17 protein-coding genes and 1 pseudogene are annotated in these 19,902 nt (G+C 41.4%); 1 reads left to right on the plus strand and 17 read right to left on the minus strand.

Annotated features, from left to right (window positions below; genetic code table 11):
* A pseudogene (gene tnpA / locus AACV01_RS16490) lies at window positions 1-396 on the plus strand (IS200/IS605 family transposase); the annotation flags it as partial.
* A gap of 93 nt (window positions 397-489) precedes the next feature.
* Here tnpA and AACV01_RS16495 read toward each other — a convergent pair.
* The 17 genes from AACV01_RS16495 to mnmG form a co-directional block, all read right to left on the minus strand.
* Window positions 490-1,617, minus strand: a complete 1,128-nt coding sequence (locus AACV01_RS16495) for a TIGR03364 family FAD-dependent oxidoreductase (RefSeq protein WP_049196603.1) — start codon at window positions 1,615-1,617, stop codon at window positions 490-492.
* 64 nt (window positions 1,618-1,681) lie between these two features.
* On the minus strand, window positions 1,682-2,692 hold the full coding sequence (locus AACV01_RS16500; RefSeq protein WP_196579808.1) for a putative 2-aminoethylphosphonate ABC transporter substrate-binding protein: 1,011 nt from the start codon (window positions 2,690-2,692) through the stop codon (window positions 1,682-1,684).
* A 45-nt stretch (window positions 2,693-2,737) separates the two neighbouring features.
* Window positions 2,738-4,429 carry a putative 2-aminoethylphosphonate ABC transporter permease subunit gene (locus AACV01_RS16505; RefSeq protein WP_004249813.1) on the minus strand — a complete coding sequence of 564 codons (1,692 nt, stop codon included), beginning with the start codon at window positions 4,427-4,429 and terminating at the stop codon, window positions 2,738-2,740.
* 12 nt (window positions 4,430-4,441) lie between these two features.
* The gene (locus tag AACV01_RS16510) at window positions 4,442-5,518 is read right to left on the minus strand and encodes a putative 2-aminoethylphosphonate ABC transporter ATP-binding protein (RefSeq protein WP_088206960.1); all 1,077 of its coding nucleotides are present in this window, start codon (window positions 5,516-5,518) and stop codon (window positions 4,442-4,444) included.
* 437 nt (window positions 5,519-5,955) lie between these two features.
* Window positions 5,956-7,782 (minus strand): glutamine--fructose-6-phosphate transaminase (isomerizing), encoded by a 1,827-nt coding sequence (gene glmS / locus AACV01_RS16515; protein ID WP_004246586.1) that lies wholly within the window; start codon window positions 7,780-7,782, stop codon window positions 5,956-5,958.
* 157 nt (window positions 7,783-7,939) lie between these two features.
* Window positions 7,940-9,313 carry a bifunctional UDP-N-acetylglucosamine diphosphorylase/glucosamine-1-phosphate N-acetyltransferase GlmU gene (gene glmU / locus AACV01_RS16520; protein WP_004246587.1) on the minus strand — a complete coding sequence of 458 codons (1,374 nt, stop codon included), beginning with the start codon at window positions 9,311-9,313 and terminating at the stop codon, window positions 7,940-7,942.
* A 150-nt stretch (window positions 9,314-9,463) separates the two neighbouring features.
* Window positions 9,464-9,880: a F0F1 ATP synthase subunit epsilon gene (locus AACV01_RS16525; protein ID WP_004246588.1), complete on the minus strand. Its 417-nt coding sequence runs from the start codon at window positions 9,878-9,880 to the stop codon at window positions 9,464-9,466.
* A gap of 21 nt (window positions 9,881-9,901) precedes the next feature.
* A complete protein-coding gene (gene atpD, locus AACV01_RS16530) occupies window positions 9,902-11,284 on the minus strand; it encodes a F0F1 ATP synthase subunit beta (RefSeq protein WP_004246589.1) in 1,383 nt (460 codons plus the stop codon).
* 34 nt (window positions 11,285-11,318) lie between these two features.
* Window positions 11,319-12,182, minus strand: coding sequence for a F0F1 ATP synthase subunit gamma (gene atpG / locus AACV01_RS16535; protein ID WP_004246591.1), 864 nt, complete (start codon window positions 12,180-12,182; stop codon window positions 11,319-11,321).
* Between the two features lie 57 nt (window positions 12,183-12,239).
* Window positions 12,240-13,781, minus strand: a complete 1,542-nt coding sequence (gene atpA, locus AACV01_RS16540; protein ID WP_004246592.1) for a F0F1 ATP synthase subunit alpha — start codon at window positions 13,779-13,781, stop codon at window positions 12,240-12,242.
* A 14-nt stretch (window positions 13,782-13,795) separates the two neighbouring features.
* Window positions 13,796-14,329 carry a F0F1 ATP synthase subunit delta gene (gene atpH / locus AACV01_RS16545; RefSeq protein WP_004246594.1) on the minus strand — a complete coding sequence of 178 codons (534 nt, stop codon included), beginning with the start codon at window positions 14,327-14,329 and terminating at the stop codon, window positions 13,796-13,798.
* 12 nt (window positions 14,330-14,341) lie between these two features.
* Entirely contained in the window at window positions 14,342-14,812 is a 471-nt protein-coding gene (atpF, locus tag AACV01_RS16550) for a F0F1 ATP synthase subunit B (protein WP_004246595.1), read from the minus strand.
* Between the two features lie 61 nt (window positions 14,813-14,873).
* Window positions 14,874-15,113: a F0F1 ATP synthase subunit C gene (gene atpE / locus AACV01_RS16555; RefSeq protein ID WP_004246596.1), complete on the minus strand. Its 240-nt coding sequence runs from the start codon at window positions 15,111-15,113 to the stop codon at window positions 14,874-14,876.
* Window positions 15,114-15,158: 45 nt separating this feature from the next.
* The gene (atpB, locus tag AACV01_RS16560; protein ID WP_004246597.1) at window positions 15,159-15,983 is read right to left on the minus strand and encodes a F0F1 ATP synthase subunit A; all 825 of its coding nucleotides are present in this window, start codon (window positions 15,981-15,983) and stop codon (window positions 15,159-15,161) included.
* A 31-nt stretch (window positions 15,984-16,014) separates the two neighbouring features.
* The gene (gene atpI, locus AACV01_RS16565; RefSeq protein ID WP_004246598.1) at window positions 16,015-16,392 is read right to left on the minus strand and encodes a F0F1 ATP synthase subunit I; all 378 of its coding nucleotides are present in this window, start codon (window positions 16,390-16,392) and stop codon (window positions 16,015-16,017) included.
* A gap of 614 nt (window positions 16,393-17,006) precedes the next feature.
* Window positions 17,007-17,633: a 16S rRNA (guanine(527)-N(7))-methyltransferase RsmG gene (gene rsmG / locus AACV01_RS16570; RefSeq protein WP_004246599.1), complete on the minus strand. Its 627-nt coding sequence runs from the start codon at window positions 17,631-17,633 to the stop codon at window positions 17,007-17,009.
* A complete protein-coding gene (gene mnmG / locus AACV01_RS16575; RefSeq protein WP_004246600.1) occupies window positions 17,630-19,528 on the minus strand; it encodes a tRNA uridine-5-carboxymethylaminomethyl(34) synthesis enzyme MnmG in 1,899 nt (632 codons plus the stop codon). The genes rsmG and mnmG overlap by 4 nt, the downstream gene beginning before the upstream one ends.
* Window positions 19,529-19,902 lie beyond the last annotated feature (374 nt).

A 19,902-nucleotide genomic window follows, 5' to 3' on the forward strand; every position in this document is an offset into this window, starting at 1 on the left:
CGCCGTGGCAGACATTGTGTATTCCTGATGCACGTCCATTTGGTCTTTGTCACAAAATACAGGTGAAAAATATTTGATCAGGATGCCATTGAAAAATTGCGAGGCTACTTTGCCAGTGTTTGTGCTGATTTTGATGTTGAACTGGTTGAAATGGATGGGGAACGGGATCACGTTCATTTACTGATTAATTACCCGCCAAAACTGGCGATATCTAATCTGGTTAACAGCCTTAAAGGGGTATCGAGTCGATTACTTCGACGTGATCGCCCTGATATTGCCCAACGTGATTACTACAAGGGGGTTCTTTGGTCGCCGAGTTATTTCGCGGGGAGTTGTGGTGGCGCACCAATATCCATTATCCGCCAGTACATTGAGCAACAGGAAACACCGAGTTAGTTAAAAAACCGCGCCTTATATCCCCGACCTGAAGGACGGGGTTTTACGGTGCTTTGGATAATTAAAAAATAACTTCACATCCCTAATGCAAGATTAATCAAATAGTTGACGAATATTCTGTTCACCTAAACCAGGCCCAACACTCATTCCTAAACCCGTTCGCATCAATACTGCAGTGACTTTTTCACTCGGCGTTAAAATTGAAATCGGCTCCTTTCCTTTTGCCCCATAAACCCCTTGCCAACGCTCTTTTACTTGAACCGAACAACCTAATGTATGCTCAGCTAACTCTATCAGGAGGTTATCAACCTCTTCGCTGTTAAAAGGCTGTGCATCTAAGCTATATTCATGAGAATCACCAATAATAAGATCGCCATAAGGAGTCGGGGTAATTAATAAATGAATACCATACTGCTCAATCAACGGCGATTGCATTTTAATTTCTTTCGCTAAAGCCTGTGCCTCAGGTAAATCAGCAAATGCACCATAGTGAGTACAACTTAATCCCGTCATTAGCGCATGCGCCAATCCAATATTTTGCTCTGCTGTCACTCGCAACATCTGCAAGCGGCAAACTATAGGGTCAAGCTTTTTTATTTCGTCAGCCAGTAATGTTTGATAATCGTGCCCTGAGCAGACAATGATCTTTTCTGCACTAAATGTGCCATTACTGGTGATCAATGTCCCCGTATCTACATCAATATCTCGTACTAATGTGGAAAAATAACTCGTTACATTAGCTAAGCTGCCTAGGTAAGCCGCTAACTGTGGGATCGCTTCTCGCGAAAAGAGCACCTGATCTTCTTTGCCGTGCAATGCCACTCTATGGTGTTGTAATTGACCACCATAAACCGTCGCTAATTGTGTTTTAGAAAGTAATTCACAATCATAGCCATAGGTTTTAGCTCGACCATCGACAAAGGCTTCAAGAACAGCTTGCTCAGATTGTGTACGTGCTAACAGATAAGTCCCTTTTTGACGCGTTAAAAAGTTAGCCTGTTTGCCCATAGTTGCCCAAATTTCACGACTATTTTTCGCTAAATCTAGCATTTTTCCCGGCGCTTGACCCAAAATTAATCCGTGACCAAAATTACGTACAGAAGCGCCCACAGGCGTGTAACTGCGCTCAAAAATAGCAACACGTAAACCTCGCTGAGCCGCTGCATACGCATGAGATAAACCAATAATGCCCGCACCAATAACAGCAATATCAAATTTCATATGACACCCTAAACAAGATAGAGTGCATCGCACCCTATCTATTAATTAATAAAGTAAAAAATAATTATTTTGCACTCTTACCGTCATAGCGCTTACGCCATTCAGTTAAAATGGTGTCGCGCTTTTCAGCAGCCCAAATAAAATCATTTTTAATTAAACGTTGAGCATAATCGTGAGGTAATTCTGTTTGGCTTACGGGTACACTGGTATTGGCTAATACAGCAAAATTAGCACTATAAAGCTTCATCGCTTCCTTTGAGGCGGAAAAATCAGCTAATTTTTGCGCGGCATCTCGCTTATTAGTTCCTTTGATTATCGCCGTTGCTTCAATATCCCAACCCAATCCTTCTTGCGGTAATATGATGTCTAGTGGCGCCCCTTGTCGTTTCAATTGGATCGCCGGATATTCAAAGGATATGCCTATCGGGTATTCCCCCGATGCAGCCATTTTGCAGGGTTTGGAGCCAGAATGAACATATTGACCAATATTCTGATGCAACTTGTCCATATATGCCCACCCCTCTTGTTCACCAAATATTTGTAACCAAGCACTTACATCTAAAAACCCAGTGCCTGATGATGCCGGATTTGGCATAACGATTTTGCCTTTGTATTCAGGCTTAGTGAGATCTTGCCAAGAAAAGGGTTTAGATAACCCCAATTTTTGTGCTTCTATCGTGTTGTAGCAAATCGTTGCCGCCCAGACATCCATACCAACCCAAGTTGGCGGGTTGTTGCTATCACGAAATTTCACATCAATATCATCTAACTGCGCCGGAGCATAAGGCTCAAGCATATTTTGCGCTTTTAATATTGCTAAACTTGATGCAGCTAATCCCCACACAACATCGGCTTGAGGACGATCTTTTTCTGCTAATAATTTAGCGGTGATAATCCCCGTTGAATCTCTTACCCATTTTATTTTTATATCAGGATATTTAGCCTCAAATGCTTGTTTATAAGCTTGTAATTGTTCACTTTCTATTGCGGTGTATACCGTAATTTCAGTCGCTGCAAAGACCGTTCCCGCAGAGAATAATAAGCTGGTGGCAAGTATCAGTTTTTTTAACATCATGCGATTTTCCTAGTATTGCTATGTGAGAGAATTAAACCTTTAAATTTATTGCTTAGCTTCACGCTGATGCCACGCTTGTGTACGGCGAATAACACCTTGCGAAGCAATAGATAACAATATCGAAACCCCTGCCGAGGTGGTTAAAATCAATGTCGACATAGCCGCTGCGCCACCAATATTGCCCGCATCATCCATATTCAATACCGCAACCGCGGCTAAAATAGTGTCTGGGCTATAAAGGAAGATCGCCGCGGAAACCGTTGTCATAGCAGAAACAAATAGATAACGATAAATATCTAATAATGCCGGCAAACAAAGAGGAATAGTGATACGCCAAAAGTGACGATATAAAGGCGCTTTTAAGGATAATGAAGCTGCCTCGAATTCTTTATCTAACTGGCGCAGTGCCGTGCTCGCAGTCATATAGGCGGTAGTGAAAAAGTGTGCAATGGAGCACAGCACTAATAACACCATACTGCCGTATAAAAAGTTCAGTGGATTATTCGGTAAGTTAAAGAAAAATACATACCCTAATCCCAACACTAACCCCGGAACGGCCATCGGTACAAAACTTAACATACGTAGCAGATTGTTAAGCCAAGAGTGAGAAGCCGTTTTCTCTATTAAGTAAGCGCCCATAAAGATCAGAAAGCAGCCGATAGTGGCAGTGTAAAATGCCAAAATAATACTGTTGGTATAGGCGAGCCAGCCCCCGGGCAATCCTTCAAAATTATAATGACGTAACGAAAACGATAAGTTATAAGGCCAGAACTGAATAAAAGAGGAGTAAACTGCCGTACCAAATACTAATAAAAACAGCGCGCAAATAAGCATCACAAATATTAGATAAAGCGTGTCACGCTGAAAATTAGCTTTTGGTAAATAGAATTGAGCACGCGAGCTCATTGCATCACGTTGACGTTTACGTAACCAAACATCGACACCGAAGGTCAACAATGCAGGCAGCAATAACAACATACCGATTAAAGCACCGCGGCCAAATTGTTGCTGACCAAGCACGGCTTTATAGGCTTCTAACGCCAGTACTTGATAATCTCCGCCGACGACAACCGGAATACCAAAGTCAGTAATAGTTAACGTAAATACCAAGCACAATGCTGCGAAAATCCCATGTCGGCTCGATGACCAAGTGACACTACGAAAAGTGCGCCAAGAAGAGGCCCCTAAGCTAGATGCAGCATCAAATAAACGAGCATCAGACATGGATAATGCGGAGAGTAAAATCATTAGCGCATGAGGAAAAGTGTAGATCACCTCACCAAGCACTAATCCCCAATAACCATAAATACTCTCTGTGAGTAAGCTACGCAATAGCCCTTGGTTACCAAATAGATAAACCAATGCAATACCCGGTAGCATAGAAGGAGCGAGTAAGGGTAATAGTGATATTCCACGCCACAAGGATTTAAAAGGGATCAAGGTGCGATGTAGAGCATAAGCAAACAGGTAAGCCAGTGGCACTGTAATAACAGCAACGCTTAACGAAACACTAATACTGTTACCCACCAACCACAGAAAATTAGCACTGGTGAACAAATCAATAGCGGCCTGAAAACCACCACCTTGTGATATATCAGGCGTAAAACCTCGCCAGAAAATAGCCAATAAAGGCAATAAAACCCCAAGAGTAAGTAAGCAAATAATAAATAACTTACCACCAGCAACAAACAAACTATCTAAACGATTAATAGATTTGGTAGGTACTATCACTGACATTATCTCGCTACCTTACGCAAATATGTGTAGTTCATTAGCCGGTAAAGTCACTTTAACTTTACCGTTTTGAATACTATGTAGCTCAGCAGCAGAGATCTCGGCTTGTAATAAATGTCCCGGTAAATGGTCTAATTCAAACTTCATAATGCAACGACTTCCCAAAAACACCACATTTTGTATATTGGCATCGTATTGATTATGTTTGTTTTGTATTGGGTTAATTTTGATTGATTCAGGTCGACAAAAGAGACGCCCTTGATTATGAGGTATTGCAGTATGTTTTAATTGGACTTCTCGTGAGCCAATCATCGCCTCACCGTGCTGATTTCTATTGAAAGGTAACCAGTTACCTTTTCCTACAAACTCTGCAACAAATGGTGTTTGTGGATGGTTGTAAATCTCTTCACTACTGCCGTACTGCTCAACCTTGCCGTTATTCATTACAGCTATCCTATCGGCCATTAGCATGGCTTCATCTTGATTATGAGTGACCATTAGCGTAGTGATATTTAAGCTTTGCTGTAAATTACGTAGCTCCACGCACAAATGTTCACGCACTTGTGCATCTAATGCCGACATTGGCTCATCCAGTAATAGTAAAGAAGGGGCCGGAGCCAAAGCACGAGCCAATGCCACGCGCTGTTGTTGACCGCCAGATAATTCTCCTGGATATTTTTTCTTTCGATCTTGTAAACCAACTAACTCCAGCATTTCATTAACGCGATTTTTAATCACATTACGAGGCTGACCGGCTAAACCATACGCAATATTCTGCTGTACCGTCAGGTTAGGAAATAATGCATAGGACTGAAATAAGATCCCATAGTCACGGGCTTGAGGGGGAAGGTGTGAGATGTTGTTATCGTAATTAAAGATACTACCGTGATCTTGTGTTTCTAATCCGGCAATACAACGTAATAATGTGGTTTTTCCACATCCAGAAGGCCCTAATAGGCAGACTAACTCGCCTTGTTTAATCTCTAAAGAAACACCATCTAAAGCAATAAATTGATTAAATCTCTTTTGAATATTCTCTACACGAATATGTGGCATTGAGCCATTTTGTGAGTTTATAGTGAACTGTAACATATCGCTTACCACGCCAATTTATGATGATTGACTAGAGATTAAGCGACAATGATTAAAGTTTTATGAAAATTTAAAACTGATTTATATTTTTTTTAAATGGCTAGTCACTAGACTATTATTACAAAGATAAAATATAGATTTTAAATTTATATTGTAGAAAGATTATTAATAACATCTCTATTATTTTTAGGCGTTACATTAAAAAGACACCTTATTGATTTTATTTTAATTTTCATCGATATATTTATAGTAATAATATATTTATCTGATAAAAAATAAAAACTTACGTGATTTTTAATCTATTCACTTTTTACACTGGTATTTATCTTTGTAATGTTTTTTAATAACAAAGAACTTAAAAATAATAGTGAGTTAAAAATGCCCCGCACCTAAAATTAAGATACGGGGCAAAATTGGCAATAAACTATTAAATAATATTATTCAACAGTCACTGATTTAGCCAAGTTACGAGGCTGATCGACATCAGTCCCTTTAATTAACGCCACATGATAAGAAAGTAACTGTAATGGTACAGTATAGAAAATTGGCGCAATTAACTCTTCAACATGAGGCAGAGAAATCAGTTTCATTGTTTCACTTTCTTCAAAGCCAGCATCTTGATCGGCAAACACATACAGTAAACCACCACGAGCGCGCACTTCTTCAATATTAGATTTTAATTTCTCTAATAATTCATTATTTGGCGCTACGATGATAACGGGCATATCAGCATCAATTAAAGCAAGAGGTCCATGTTTTAATTCACCAGCCGCATAAGCTTCTGCATGAATATAAGAGATCTCTTTTAACTTTAATGCGCCTTCTACCGCTATTGGATATTGATCACCACGGCCTAAGAAGAGTGCATGACTTTTTTCTGAGAAGTCTTCTGCTAAAGCTTCAATCACTTTATCTTTCGACAACATACTTTCAATACGGCTAGGTAGTGCATGAAGCGCCATTGCAACTTGTTGTTCAAGGGCTTCAACACCTTTAATGCGTCCCATATAGGCCACTAGCATTAATAAAACGGCCAGTTGCGTTGTAAAGGCTTTGGTTGAGGCAACCCCAATTTCAGCCCCTGCTTTAGTCATTAACACAAATTCAGATTCACGTACTAAAGAAGAGCCAGCCACATTACAAATTGCCAGCGATGATAAATAACCTAACTCTTTTGATAAGCGTAATGCTGCTAGAGTATCTGCCGTTTCACCTGATTGAGATAAGGTTATCAGTAAACTATTGCGACGAGTCGCTGGTTTGCGATAGCGATATTCTGATGCAATTTCCACATCACAGGGGATCCCCGCTAAAGATTCAAACCAATAACGCGATACCATACCTGCGTTATAAGATGTACCGCAGGCAACGATTTGAATATGTTCCACTTGAGATAAGATCTCTGGTGCTTTAGATCCTAACTCACTAAGATCAATACTTTCTGCTTTTAAACGCCCTTCAAGGGTGTTTTTAATGGCTAAAGGCTGTTCATAGATCTCTTTTTGCATATAGTGACGATAAATACCTTTGTCACCCGCATCATATTGCACATTCGATTCGATAATATCACGATTAACTTCTTCGCCATTAACATCATAAATATGCACATGACGACGAGTAATTTCGACAATATCGCCTTCTTCAAGGTAGATAAAGCGGCGAGTAACAGGCAATAAAGCCAGTTGGTCAGAAGCAAGGAAGTTTTCCCCAACACCAAGACCTACGACCAGTGGGCTTCCTGAGCGTGCTGCCACTAATAGCTCTGGTGTACGACTATCCATAATGACAGTACCGTAAGCACCACGTAATTGAGGGATCACACGCTGTACGACTTCACGTAATGTGCCGCCTTGGCGCTGTTCCCAATTGACTAAGTGAGCAATAACTTCAGTATCAGTTTGAGAGGCAAACTGATAACCCCGGTTAATTAACTCAGCTTTTAGCTCTTGGTAGTTTTCAATAATCCCATTATGTACCACGGCAATAGTGCCGGAGACATGAGGATGAGCATTATCTTGACAAGGTTCACCATGGGTTGCCCAACGGGTATGAGCAATACCTGTACCACCAATAACTTGTGTTTTTTCTGCTTCTTCTGCCAGCATCTGTACTTTGCCAACTTCACGCAGACGTGTCATATGACAATCATTATCTACAACAGCTAATCCCGCTGAATCATAACCGCGGTATTCTAAACGACGTAAACCTTCAATTAAGATTTCTGCGATATCGCGTTGTGCAACTGCACCTACTATTCCACACATTGTGTTATTCCTAAAACTGTGCGTTTTTCGCACTTGATGTCTTTATACCTGATTATTTTGTTCCCCAAGCCATGGTAGAAAACGGGGATATTTTTGTTTTTAGAATAATAGCGTACAAGAAAAGGGCGATAATGAAATATACGCCCTTATCTTAAAATTATTGTTTTTTCTTCACCGGACGTTTCCAGCCAGAGATATGTGTTTGCTTCACTCGGCTAATGACTAATTCGTTTTCGTTGACATCTTTTGTCAATGTTGTACCCGCACCAATTGTTGCGCCATTGGCCACGCAAACGGGGGCAACAAGTTGAGTATCAGAGCCGATAAACACATCATCACCAATGATAGTTTTAAATTTATTTGCACCGTCATAGTTACAAGTGATAGTGCCAGCGCCAATATTCACATTAGCACCCACTTCTGTATCACCTAAATAAGTAAGATGACCCGCTTTAGAGCCAACGCCTAAACTGGCTTTTTTCATCTCAACAAAGTTACCAACATGTGCTTTGTCTGCCAGCTGTGCTCCGGGGCGAAGACGAGCAAAAGGCCCAACAGTACACTCTTGCGCTAAATTTGCATCCTCGATCACCGTATAAGGGCTGATAATCGAACCATCACCGATCACACAGTTTTTCAGTACACAACCCGTACCAATTTCAACGTTATTACCTAAAGTGACTTCACCTTCAATAATAACGTTAGTATCAATCACCACGTCTTTTCCGTGAGTTAGCGTACCACGTAAATCAAAACGAGCCGGATCAAGTAACATTACCCCTTCAAGTAATAAGCGTTCGGCTTGTTCTGTTTGATAAATACGCTCTAATGCGGCAAGTTGTAAGCGGTTATTAACCCCTTCCATTTCGCTATGACGAGTAGGGTGAGCGGTTTCGATTTTACGACCTTCTTGGTGTGCAAGCGCAATAATATCAGTAATGTAGTACTCTTTCTGAGCATTGTTATTATCAAGCTTAGCTAACCAGCGTTTTAAATCGCCCCCATTAGCAACCAATATACCAGTATTGATCTCTTTAATTTTTAATTGTTCTTCAGAGGCGTCTTTTTGCTCTACGATACCAACAACATCGCCATTTTCGCGAACAATACGGCCATACCCCATAGGGTTATCTAAAATAACGGTTAATAAACCAATGCCACCAGCAGGTTTTACCGCAATTAAACGCTCTAAGGTTTCTTTAGTGATAAGCGGTACATCACCATAAAGCATTAGGATATCTTCATCATCAGCAAAGAAAGGTGCGGCTTGTTGCATAGCATGACCGGTACCTAATTGCTCAGCTTGTAGCACCCAATTGACAGGTTGTGAACCTAATGTTTCTTTCATAAGTTCACCACCGTGCCCATAAACAAGGTGGGTTTGTTGAGCACCAAGGGATTTTGCGGTATCAATGACATGTTGCACCATGGATTTGCCCGCAAGTTTATGAAGAACCTTAGGTAACTGTGAATACATACGGGTACCTTTTCCCGCAGCAAGAATAACAACACTTTTAGCTGAATTAGACATAATTAACCTGATAACTCCCGTAAAGAATGGCAAGTAAACCTGTTTATGCCAAATAATACTACATATTTCGTTACACAAAATATTTCTGAAAGCAAAAAAGCCAGTTAGCTATAACTAACTGGCTTTTTATTCATGGACTGCCTATTTACATTAGCGTCTAGTCAATTCGATTACACGTAGTTTTGCAATCGCTTTGGCTAATTCTGCTGATGCTTGAGCATAATCAACATCACCATGAGAGGATTGAATGTGTTCTTCAGCTTTACGCTTAGATTCCAACGCTTTCGCTTCATCCAAATCACGACCACGGATAGCTGTATCTGCCAGTACAATGACGCCTGTAGGCTGAACTTCGAGAATACCACCAGAAAGGTAGATAAACTCTTCTTCACCCGATGTTTTTACGACACGTACCATGCCCGGTTTTATGGCAGTTAATAACGGGGTATGCTGCGGATAAATACCGAGCTCACCTTCGCTACCAGTTACCTGAATATGTTTGACTTCGCCGTCATATAAATGCTTTTCAGCGCTGACAACTTTCAGGTGGAACGATGTATCGGCCATATCAACCTCCCGTCAGCCGTATTAAAGCTTCTTAGCTTTTTCTACTGCTTCTTCGATAGTACCAACCATGTAGAACGCCTGCTCTGGCAGGTGGTCATAATCACCGTTCAGAATACCTTTAAAGCCACGGATTGTGTCTTTTAGGGAAACGAACTTACCTGGTGAACCGGTAAATACTTCAGCAACGAAGAATGGCTGAGATAGGAAGCGCTGGATCTTACGCGCACGCGCAACAACCAGTTTATCTTCTTCTGACAGTTCATCCATACCTAAGATAGCGATGATGTCTTTCAGTTCCTGATAACGTTGCAGGATAGACTGAACACCACGAGCAACATCATAGTGCTCTTGGCCAACTACCAGTGGGTCTAACTGACGACTGGTTGAATCCAGTGGGTCAACCGCAGGGTAGATACCTAACGAAGCAATTTGACGGCTCAGTACCACTGTCGCATCTAAGTGAGCAAAGGTGGTTGCTGGGGATGGGTCAGTTAAGTCATCCGCAGGTACGTATACCGCCTGAACAGAGGTGATAGAACCTGTTTTGGTTGAAGTGATACGCTCTTGCAGAACACCCATCTCTTCAGCCAATGTTGGTTGGTAACCTACCGCTGATGGCATACGACCTAACAGTGCTGATACTTCTGTACCGGCTAAGGTGTAACGATAGATGTTATCGACGAATAACAGTACGTCACGGCCTTCATCACGGAATTTCTCAGCCATAGTCAGACCAGTCAGTGCAACACGCAGACGGTTTCCTGGTGGCTCATTCATCTGACCGTAAACTAACGATACTTTGTCAAGAACGTTAGAATCTGTCATTTCATGATAGAAGTCGTTACCCTCACGAGTACGCTCACCAACACCAGCAAATACAGAGTAACCTGAGTGCTCGATCGCGATATTACGGATCAATTCCATCATGTTAACTGTTTTACCAACACCCGCACCACCGAACAGACCGACTTTACCACCTTTAGCAAATGGACAGATTAAGTCCATAACTTTGATACCGGTTTCAAGCAGTTCTTGAGAGTTTGATAACTCTTCGTAAGTTGGTGCTTCACGGTGGATTGACCAACGCTCTTCGGTTTCAATCTCACCTTTCATATCAATAGGTGTACCCAGAACGTTCATGATACGTCCTAAAGTCGCTTTACCTACTGGTACTTCAATTGGGTGGCCTAAATCTTCAACCTTTAAGCCACGGCTTAAACCGTCTGATGTACCCATTGCGATACAACGAACGATACCACCGCCTAACTGTTGCTGAACTTCCAGCACCAGTTTTTCTTTACCATTCATAACCTCAAGAGCGTCGTATACTTTAGGGACGCTATCCTGAGGGAACTCGGCGTCCACTACGGCGCCGATTACCTGGACAATCTTTCCAGTAGCCATCTTGAATCCTCTACGTAATTCGTAAACCTAGCTGTTATACCGCGGCTGCACCAGATACAATTTCTGTCAGTTCCTGAGTAATGCTTGCTTGGCGTGCTTTGTTGTACACCAATTGCAGTTCTTTAATCAGATTACCACCGTTATCTGTAGCGGCTTTCATCGCGACCATTCGTGCTGCCTGCTCACTCGCTAAGTTCTCTACGACGCTCTGATAAACCTGCGATTCAATATAACGACGCAGTAAAGTATCCAGTAACGTCTTAGGATCAGGTTCGTACAGATAATCCCAAGATTTTTCTTTCAGTTCTTCATCATCACCTGGTGGTAATGGTAAAACTTGCAGAATTTTAGGCTCTTGGGCCATGGTATTGATGAACTTATTTGCCACCACATACAGTTTATCTAAACGACCTTCGTCATAAGCCTGCAACATGATATTGACTGGGCCGATAAGGTCAGATAGTTGCGGATCATCACCCATACCTGTTACTTGACCGACAACATTCCCACCTACAGAGGCAAAGAATGAAACGGCTTTAGAACCAACAAGGGCTAAATCTACTTCTACACCTTTATCAGACCACTCTTTCATGTCTGCCAGCAGTTTTTTGAACAAGTTAATGTTCAAACCACCACACAAACCACGGTCGGTCGAAACAACCAGGTACCCGACACGTTTAACTTCACGCTCTTCGAGGTATGGATGTTTATATTCCAGATTCCCTAACGCAAGGTGACCAATCACACTGCGCATGGTTTCTGCATAAGGACGGCTGGCTGCCATGCGTTCCTGCGTTTTACGCATTTTCGACGCGGCGACCATCTCCATCGCTTTAGTGATCTTCTGTGTGTTTTGCACACTGGCGATCTTCGAACGTATCTCTTTTGCGCCGGCCATTTCTGCTTCTCCTCATGAACCAGACGGCCTAATGATCATTATTAGGCCGAATAGTTATTACCAGGACTGAGTCGCTTTGAAGTTGTCTAGCACGCCTTTCAGCTTCGCTTCGATTTCTTCGTTATAAGTACCGGTCTGGTTGATTTCTTTCAGTAAATCAGCATGTTCACGAGAAGCATAAGCTAATAAAGCCGCTTCAAATGGCACAACTTTTGAAATTTCAACATCTTCCAGATAACCACGTTCTGCAGCAAACAGAGATAAAGACTGTTGTGCGACAGACATTGGTTCGTACTGTTTCTGTTTCAGCAATTCAGTCACTTTCTGACCGTGGTTCAATTGTTTACGGGTAGCATCATCCAGATCTGAAGCGAACTGAGAGAATGCTGCCAGCTCACGATACTGCGCAAGTGCAGTACGGATACCACCAGAAAGTTTCTTCATAATCTTAGTCTGAGCTGCACCACCTACACGAGATACGGAGATCCCTGGGTTAACAGCTGGACGGATACCTGCGTTAAACAGGTTAGATTCTAAGAAGATCTGACCATCGGTAATAGAGATTACGTTCGTAGGAACGAATGCAGAAACGTCCCCTGCTTGCGTTTCGATAATAGGTAACGCAGTCAGTGAGCCGGTTTTACCTTTAACTTCACCGTTAGTAAAGTTTTCTACATACTCAGCGCTAACGCGCGCTGCGCGCTCCAATAAACGGGAGTGCAGATAGAAAACGTCACCAGGGTAAGCTTCACGTCCAGGTGGACGACGAAGTAACAGTGAAATTTGACGGTATGCGACAGCCTGTTTAGACAGGTCATCATAAATAATCAGAGCATCTTCACCACGGTCACGGAAGTATTCACCCATTGCACAACCCGCATAAGGAGCAAGGTATTGCAACGCTGCTGATTCTGATGCAGAAGCAACAACAACAATGGTGTTTTCTAACGCGCCATGCTCTTCTAATTTACGAACAACGTTCGAAATAGTCGATGCTTTCTGACCGATAGCGACATAAATACATTTAATGCCAGAGTCACGCTGATTAATAATCGCATCGACAGCCAGAGCAGTTTTACCTGTTTGGCGGTCACCGATGATCAATTCACGCTGACCACGACCAATTGGGATCATGGCGTCAACGGATTTATAACCCGTCTGTACAGGTTGGTCGACTGATTGACGGTCGATAACACCTGGAGCAATCATCTCAACAGGTGAGAAGCCATCATGCTCTACAGCACCTTTACCATCAATAGGTTCACCCAGTGTGTTAACTACACGACCAAGTAGACCACGGCCAACTGGAACTTCCAGAATACGACCTGTACATTTAACTTTCATGCCTTCTGCTAAGTCAGCATAAGGACCCATCACAACCGCACCAACAGAGTCGCGCTCTAAGTTTAATGCGATAGCGAAACGGTTACCCGGCAGTGCGATCATTTCACCCTGCATAACTTCGGCTAAACCGTGGATACGAATGATACCGTCACTAACGGAAACAATCGTACCTTCATTGTGAGCTTCACTCACTACATTGAACTGAGCAATGCGCTGCTTGATCAGTTCGCTGATTTCAGTGGAATTCAGTTGCATATGCTCCAGTCCCCTTAAGACTGCAAGACGTCAGTTAATCGCTCTAAACGGCCACGAACACTACCGTCGATGACAAGGTCACCGGCGCGTATAATCATGCCTGCGATAACGGACTTATCAATTTTGCAATTCAGCTTCACTTTGCGTGATAGACGTTTTTCCATCGCTGCAGAAATGTTAGCTAGCTGCTGTTTAGTTAGCTCAATGGCAGAAGTGACTTCAACATCAACCGTTGACTCGAGTACTGCGCGCAATTGAATAAATTGGCTCAATACTTCCGGCAATGTTGATAAACGGTCATTCTCAGCCATAACACGAATTAAGTTCTGAGCATGTTCATCAATTTGATCGCCACAAAGGTCGATAAAGATGTCAGCCAGTTTTTCTGATGCTAAAGAACCAGAAAGTAATTCGGTTACCTGCTCATTGCGTGCAACTTCAGCGGTGAATGCCAGCATAACCTGCCATTTATCGACAGCCTGGTTTTCCACAGCAAAGTCAAAAGCTGCTTTGGCGTAGGGGCGAGCTACCGTTGCTATTTCAGACATGCCCCTCCCTCCTTACAGTTCAGCGACCAGTTTATCAACGATGTCGCTATTAGCAGCTTCATCCACGGAACGTTCAATAATTTTCTCGGCACCAGCGATAGCCAGCATAGCGACTTGTTTACGAAGTTCTTCACGAGCACGTTTACGCTCTGCTTCCAATTCGGATTGAGCTTGTGCAACGATCTTACTACGTTCTTGCTCTGCTTCAGCTTTAGCTTCTTCAATCATTTGAGTGCGTTGTTTATTCGCAGACTCAATGATTGCTTGTGCTTCAGCTTTTGCTTTCGCTAACTGTTCGCCTGCATCGGCTTTCGCTAAATCTAAGTCCTTTTTCGCACGTTCTGCAGAAGATAAACCGTCAGCAATTTCTTTTTGACGTTTTTCAATGGCCGCCATAATTGGTGGCCATACATATTTCATGCAGAACAAAACAAACAGGACAAATGCGATGGCCTGGCCGAGGATTGTTGCATTTAAATTCACAGCACAATACCTCTTTCTTGGTTATTAACTAACTTGATGTTTTTACTGCTCATCACCATCATTAGGCGACAGCAAACATCACGTAAAGGCCCAGACCCACAGCAATCATTGGGATGGCGTCAACCAGACCCATAACGATAAAGAACTGTGTACGCAGAAGAGGGATCAGATCAGGCTGACGAGCAGCACCTTCTAAAAATTTGCCTCCGAGGATTCCGATACCGATTGCAGCACCGATTGCAGCTAAACCCATCATAATAGCGGCAGCCATGTACAGCAGATCCATACTCAGGTTTTCCATGACAGTCTCCAGTTTGTTTCAGTTATTTCTTTAAAGAGTTAATAATTAATGTTCTTCAGATGCCATCGACAGATAAACAATCGTTAGAACCATGAAAATAAAGGCTTGTAACGTAATAATCAGTATGTGGAATATCGCCCAAGGTAGGCTTAATAACCACTGTGACCACCACGGTAACAGACCAGCAATAAGAATAAAGATCAGTTCACCCGCATACATGTTACCAAACAGTCGAAGACCGAGTGAAACAGGTTTTGATAGCAGGCTTACCCCTTCCAGAATTAAGTTGATTGGAATAAATACAGGGTGATTAAAAGGCTGTAACGTCAGCTCTTTAGTAAACCCTTTTACGCCCTTCATCTTAATGCTGTAGAAGAGAATCAGGATAAATACACCAATTGCCATCGAAAGAGTGATACTCACGTCAGCAGTCGGAACGATGCGTAACGCTGGTAACCCTAAGATGTGTTCACCGATATACGGGATAAAATCAATTGGTAATAAATCCAGGGCATTCATTAACAGCACCCAAACGAACACAGTCAATGCCAAAGGTGCAATGACTTTGCTCTTCCCGTGATACATATCACGAACGCTGCTATCAACGAAACCAATGACCATTTCTACTGCAGTCTGGAATTTTCCCGGTACGCCACTGGTTGCTTTTACTGCTACTTTTCTAAATATCCATAGGAACAAAAGCCCCATGAGTACAGAGAAGAAAAGTGAGTCAATATTTAACACCCAGAATGATGGCGTATTTTCAGCATGGGGATTGACCAACTCGAAAGTACGTAGGTCCAACTGAAGGTTATTCAGATGTCCACCTATGTAGTCTCTAGTGGTTAATGCTTCTCCTGATGCAGACATGATGCCAATTACCCTTTTGTTGTTAAAAACGCTAACCGTTTATGACGGCTGGTGCAACGACCTGCATAACAAGCACCGCTAAGTAGGTCATGACCAGTGGTGCAAATGCCGCTTTAAACACTCCTAAAGCAACTATCAGCAAGGCTATTGATAATATAACCTTCAACCCTTCACTGAAAGCAAAAAGCCAGTTTATGCGAACTGAAGCTTCATTTTCATCTACTTTTTGTAAGCGTAGTAATAATAAAAATGCAATATTGGGTAACCAACATGCAATTCCACCTAAAAAAGCAGAAAAGCTCCAGTCTGTACTCTTAAAGTAGAAACCCGCACTGAGAATAACAAAAGTCATAAACTGCAAAAATAACAGTTTCAGTGCAACTTTCCCGCTGTAGAGGGAGACAGACATGACGTTTGTATTCTCCAGACTCGCTATCGTAAAAGGTATTACTGAATAATGTATCAAACTGTCTTTGCTATAAAGTGTCAAGTGACAAAAACGAGCAAATTATACGGGGCGTGGCAATGAATTCAATCAATAAGTAGCGAAAAAGTGAAGAATAATTTAAATTTTTTATGAAGGTTCCATTTATGGAAAATGATTAGCAACAAAAAGCGCAAAAATAATCAGCATAAACAGAAAAAATAATGTGATCTTGAACACATAAATTAGTATATAAATAAATTTTATTTCATAAAAATTATAATAGAGTTAACAAATAACTGCCTTTTTCTGAACAAAAACAGCCAAAAAGAAAAATAATTAATGATTTTTCAATTAAATAAATTAAATATTTTTGAGAATGCATAAATTTATTAATTTATTTTAGAAAGAAAAATAAAAAAATGAGGGGAATACAGGCAATTAAATAAAAAGATAATTATTTGTTACTTAATTGTAAAATGTGAGTAAATATGGAATGACGCTATTTTATCCCTTAAAGTAAATAGCGATAACATTGTAAATGTTATCGCTAAAGCACAAAAAATGAAAAAAGAAGCCGATGAATAGCCGTCTACAGTTTAAAAAATAACCAGATGACGCTGTTCATTCAATTCGGGGATCGCTAAATTAATCACCTTTTCAGGCATCTTTAAACCATTTTCAGAAAGCTCATCAAGTTCTTCTTGATGAATTTGCCCTTTTAATGCATAAAAACGCCCGTGTTCTTCAGTGACTAAATGTGAACACCAAGAAAGCATATCTTTCATCGACGCAAAAGCACGGCTAATCACTCCATCAAATGGTTTTTCTACTTGATACTCTTCAACTCGATATTGCACAGGCTCGATATTATGCAGAGCTAATTCATGCTGAACTTGCTTCATAAAACGAACGCGTTTACCTAAGCTATCAAGTAACACAAAGTGGTGATCGGGACGCATTATTGCTAAAGGAATACCGGGCAATCCTGGCCCTGTACCGACATCTATAAAGTTGTTTCCTTCAAGGTATTGACTCACAACTATGCTGTCTAAGATATGACGAATAAGCATCTGTTGAGGATCTCTGACAGAGGTCAAATTATATGCTTTATTCCATTTATCGAGCATAGCAACATAAGCGGTTAATTTTTGAGCTTGAACATCAGTTAACTCAATATTGGCTTGCTTTGCCAGCTTTTTTAACCGATTAAGTAAGTCACTCATGATGCACTCCGGCGTAATAAACCTTGTTTTTTTAACCAAACAAGTAAAATTGAGATAGCTGCAGGTGTCACACCGGAGATCCGCGATGCCTGACCTATTGAAGTTGGCTTGTGATCGTTTAGTTTGGCAATGACTTCATTTGATAATCCACTCACCTGTTTGTAGTCGATATCAATAGGCAATGCAGCACTTTCATTACGCAGTTGTTTTTCAATCTCTTCTTGTTGACGATTGATATAACCTTCGTATTTTACTTGGATCTCAACTTGCTCTGCCGCTTGTGGTCTCGAATCATCAATACCAGGAGCAAAACGAGGGATCTTTTTCAAAATCTCATAGGTCATTTCAGGACGACGTAATAAGTCTTCCCCATTCGCCTCTTTAGACAGTGGCGTTTTAAGTAATTGATTGATTTCTTCTAGGTTATCCGCTTTTGGATGAACCCAAATATCTCTTAAACGTTGACGCTCTTTTTCAACTAATTCGACTTTTTCACTAAATTGCGCCCAACGGTTGTCATCAACCATACCAAGTTCACGACCAATTTCAGTTAAACGTAAATCAGCATTGTCTTCACGTAACATCAAGCGATATTCAGCGCGTGAAGTAAACATTCGGTATGGCTCTTTCGTACCTAAGGTACAAAGATCATCAACTAATACACCAATGTAGGCTTGATCACGACGAGGGAACCAACCTTCTTGATCAAAAGCATAACGTGCCGCATTAAGACCTGCTAATAGGCCTTGCGCTGCTGCTTCTTCATAACCGGTAGTGCCATTAATTTGGCCAGCAAAGAATAATCCGTTGATAAACTTACTTTCGAGTGTTTGTTTAAGATCACGGGGATCAAAAAAGTCATACTCTATCGCATAACCAGGTCGGATGATCTTGGCATTTTCCATACCTTTCATGGAATTTACTATTTGCATTTGAACATCAAAAGGTAAGCTTGTTGAAATACCATTAGGGTAAATTTCATTGCTTGTTAAGCCTTCAGGCTCTAAAAAGATTTGGTGTGAATTGCGATCAGCAAATCGCATCACTTTATCTTCAATTGATGGACAATAACGAGGGCCGATACCTTCAATAACCCCTGCATACATAGGGCTGCGATCGAGGTTGTTACGAATTATTTCATGTGTTTGCTCATTAGTATGAGTAATATGGCAAGGCATCTGTTCAGGATGTTGATCCACATTACCTAAAAATGAGAAAACAGGCATTGGATTATCGCCTAACTGTGGCGCTAATTGACTAAAATCGATAGTTCTTGCATCAATACGAGGTGGTGTACCTGTTTTTAAGCGACCTACACGTAAAGGTAATTCTCTTAATCGATGTGATAAAGAGACTGATGGTGGATCACCTGCTCGGCCACCACTGTAATTTTCTAAACCAATGTGGATTTTTCCATCAAGGAAAGTTCCTACGGTTAAAACTACCGCTTTAGCACGGAATTTTAATCCCATACGAGTGACTGCACCCGTTACTTGGTCATTTTCAACAATGAGATCTTCAACAGGTTGTTGGAAGATCATTAAATTAGGCTGATTTTCAAGTGTTGTACGAATAGCTTGGCGATACAGTACGCGATCGGCTTGTGCTCTTGTTGCTCTTACTGCTGGCCCTTTACTTGCATTAAGGGTTCTAAATTGAATACCAGCATGGTCGATGGCTGTGGCCATTAATCCACCCATGGCATCGATCTCTTTTACCAGATGCCCTTTACCAATCCCACCAATAGCTGGGTTACAAGACATTTGGCCCAAAGTATCAATATTGTGGGTCAGTAATAGGGTTTGACGCCCCATACGAGCTGCAGCCATAGCGGCTTCTGTACCGGCGTGACCACCACCGATGACAATGACGTCAAAATGTTCTGGATAAAACATGTGTGAACCTTAAATGTTACGAAATGCTGAATGTGTTGCATTGGGAAAACGAATTCTACTCAACTTTTTGACAGATACAAGTGAGCATGATCCGCAGGTAATTATTTAAAGATCTTTTTATTTAAAGATCTCTTTATTAGATCTTTTATTAAGGAAGCGATCCTCTGTGGATAAGTGGATTTTCTATTTAAAGATCATAAAAGTGTAAAGGATCATATACTGTGAATGATCCGTGATCTAGATGCTGATAAGCTGGGATCAAAACAGCGAGTTATACACAGGTCATTTCTGGATATAGGCTTATACAATGGATAACTACGGGTTAACCCCTGCTTTTAAGCATAGTTATCCACATCTGACTGCTGTTTTTTTGT

This window comes from Proteus sp. G2609 (assembly GCF_963896135.1).
Lineage (GTDB): Bacteria > Pseudomonadota > Gammaproteobacteria > Enterobacterales > Enterobacteriaceae > Proteus > Proteus mirabilis.

Bases quoted from the DNA above. Each gene is read 5' to 3' on its own strand.
- AACV01_RS16495 (WP_049196603.1), bottom strand. From the start codon at position 1,617: ATGAAATTTGATATTGCTGTTATTGGTGCGGGCATTATTGGTTTATCT.
- AACV01_RS16500 (WP_196579808.1), bottom strand. From the start codon at position 2,692: ATGATGTTAAAAAAACTGATACTTGCCACCAGCTTATTATTCTCTGCG.
- AACV01_RS16505 (WP_004249813.1), bottom strand. From the start codon at position 4,429: ATGTCAGTGATAGTACCTACCAAATCTATTAATCGTTTAGATAGTTTG.
- AACV01_RS16510 (WP_088206960.1), bottom strand. From the start codon at position 5,518: ATGTTACAGTTCACTATAAACTCACAAAATGGCTCAATGCCACATATT.
- glmS (WP_004246586.1), bottom strand. From the start codon at position 7,782: ATGTGTGGAATAGTAGGTGCAGTTGCACAACGCGATATCGCAGAAATC.
- glmU (WP_004246587.1), bottom strand. From the start codon at position 9,313: ATGTCTAATTCAGCTAAAAGTGTTGTTATTCTTGCTGCGGGAAAAGGT.
- AACV01_RS16525 (WP_004246588.1), bottom strand. From the start codon at position 9,880: ATGGCCGATACATCGTTCCACCTGAAAGTTGTCAGCGCTGAAAAGCAT.
- atpD (WP_004246589.1), bottom strand. From the start codon at position 11,284: ATGGCTACTGGAAAGATTGTCCAGGTAATCGGCGCCGTAGTGGACGCC.
- atpG (WP_004246591.1), bottom strand. From the start codon at position 12,182: ATGGCCGGCGCAAAAGAGATACGTTCGAAGATCGCCAGTGTGCAAAAC.
- atpA (WP_004246592.1), bottom strand. From the start codon at position 13,781: ATGCAACTGAATTCCACTGAAATCAGCGAACTGATCAAGCAGCGCATT.
- atpH (WP_004246594.1), bottom strand. From the start codon at position 14,329: ATGTCTGAAATAGCAACGGTAGCTCGCCCCTACGCCAAAGCAGCTTTT.
- atpE (WP_004246596.1), bottom strand. From the start codon at position 15,113: ATGGAAAACCTGAGTATGGATCTGCTGTACATGGCTGCCGCTATTATG.
- atpB (WP_004246597.1), bottom strand. From the start codon at position 15,983: ATGTCTGCATCAGGAGAAGCATTAACCACTAGAGACTACATAGGTGGA.
- atpI (WP_004246598.1), bottom strand. From the start codon at position 16,392: ATGTCTGTCTCCCTCTACAGCGGGAAAGTTGCACTGAAACTGTTATTT.
- rsmG (WP_004246599.1), bottom strand. From the start codon at position 17,633: ATGAGTGACTTACTTAATCGGTTAAAAAAGCTGGCAAAGCAAGCCAAT.
- mnmG (WP_004246600.1), bottom strand. From the start codon at position 19,528: ATGTTTTATCCAGAACATTTTGACGTCATTGTCATCGGTGGTGGTCAC.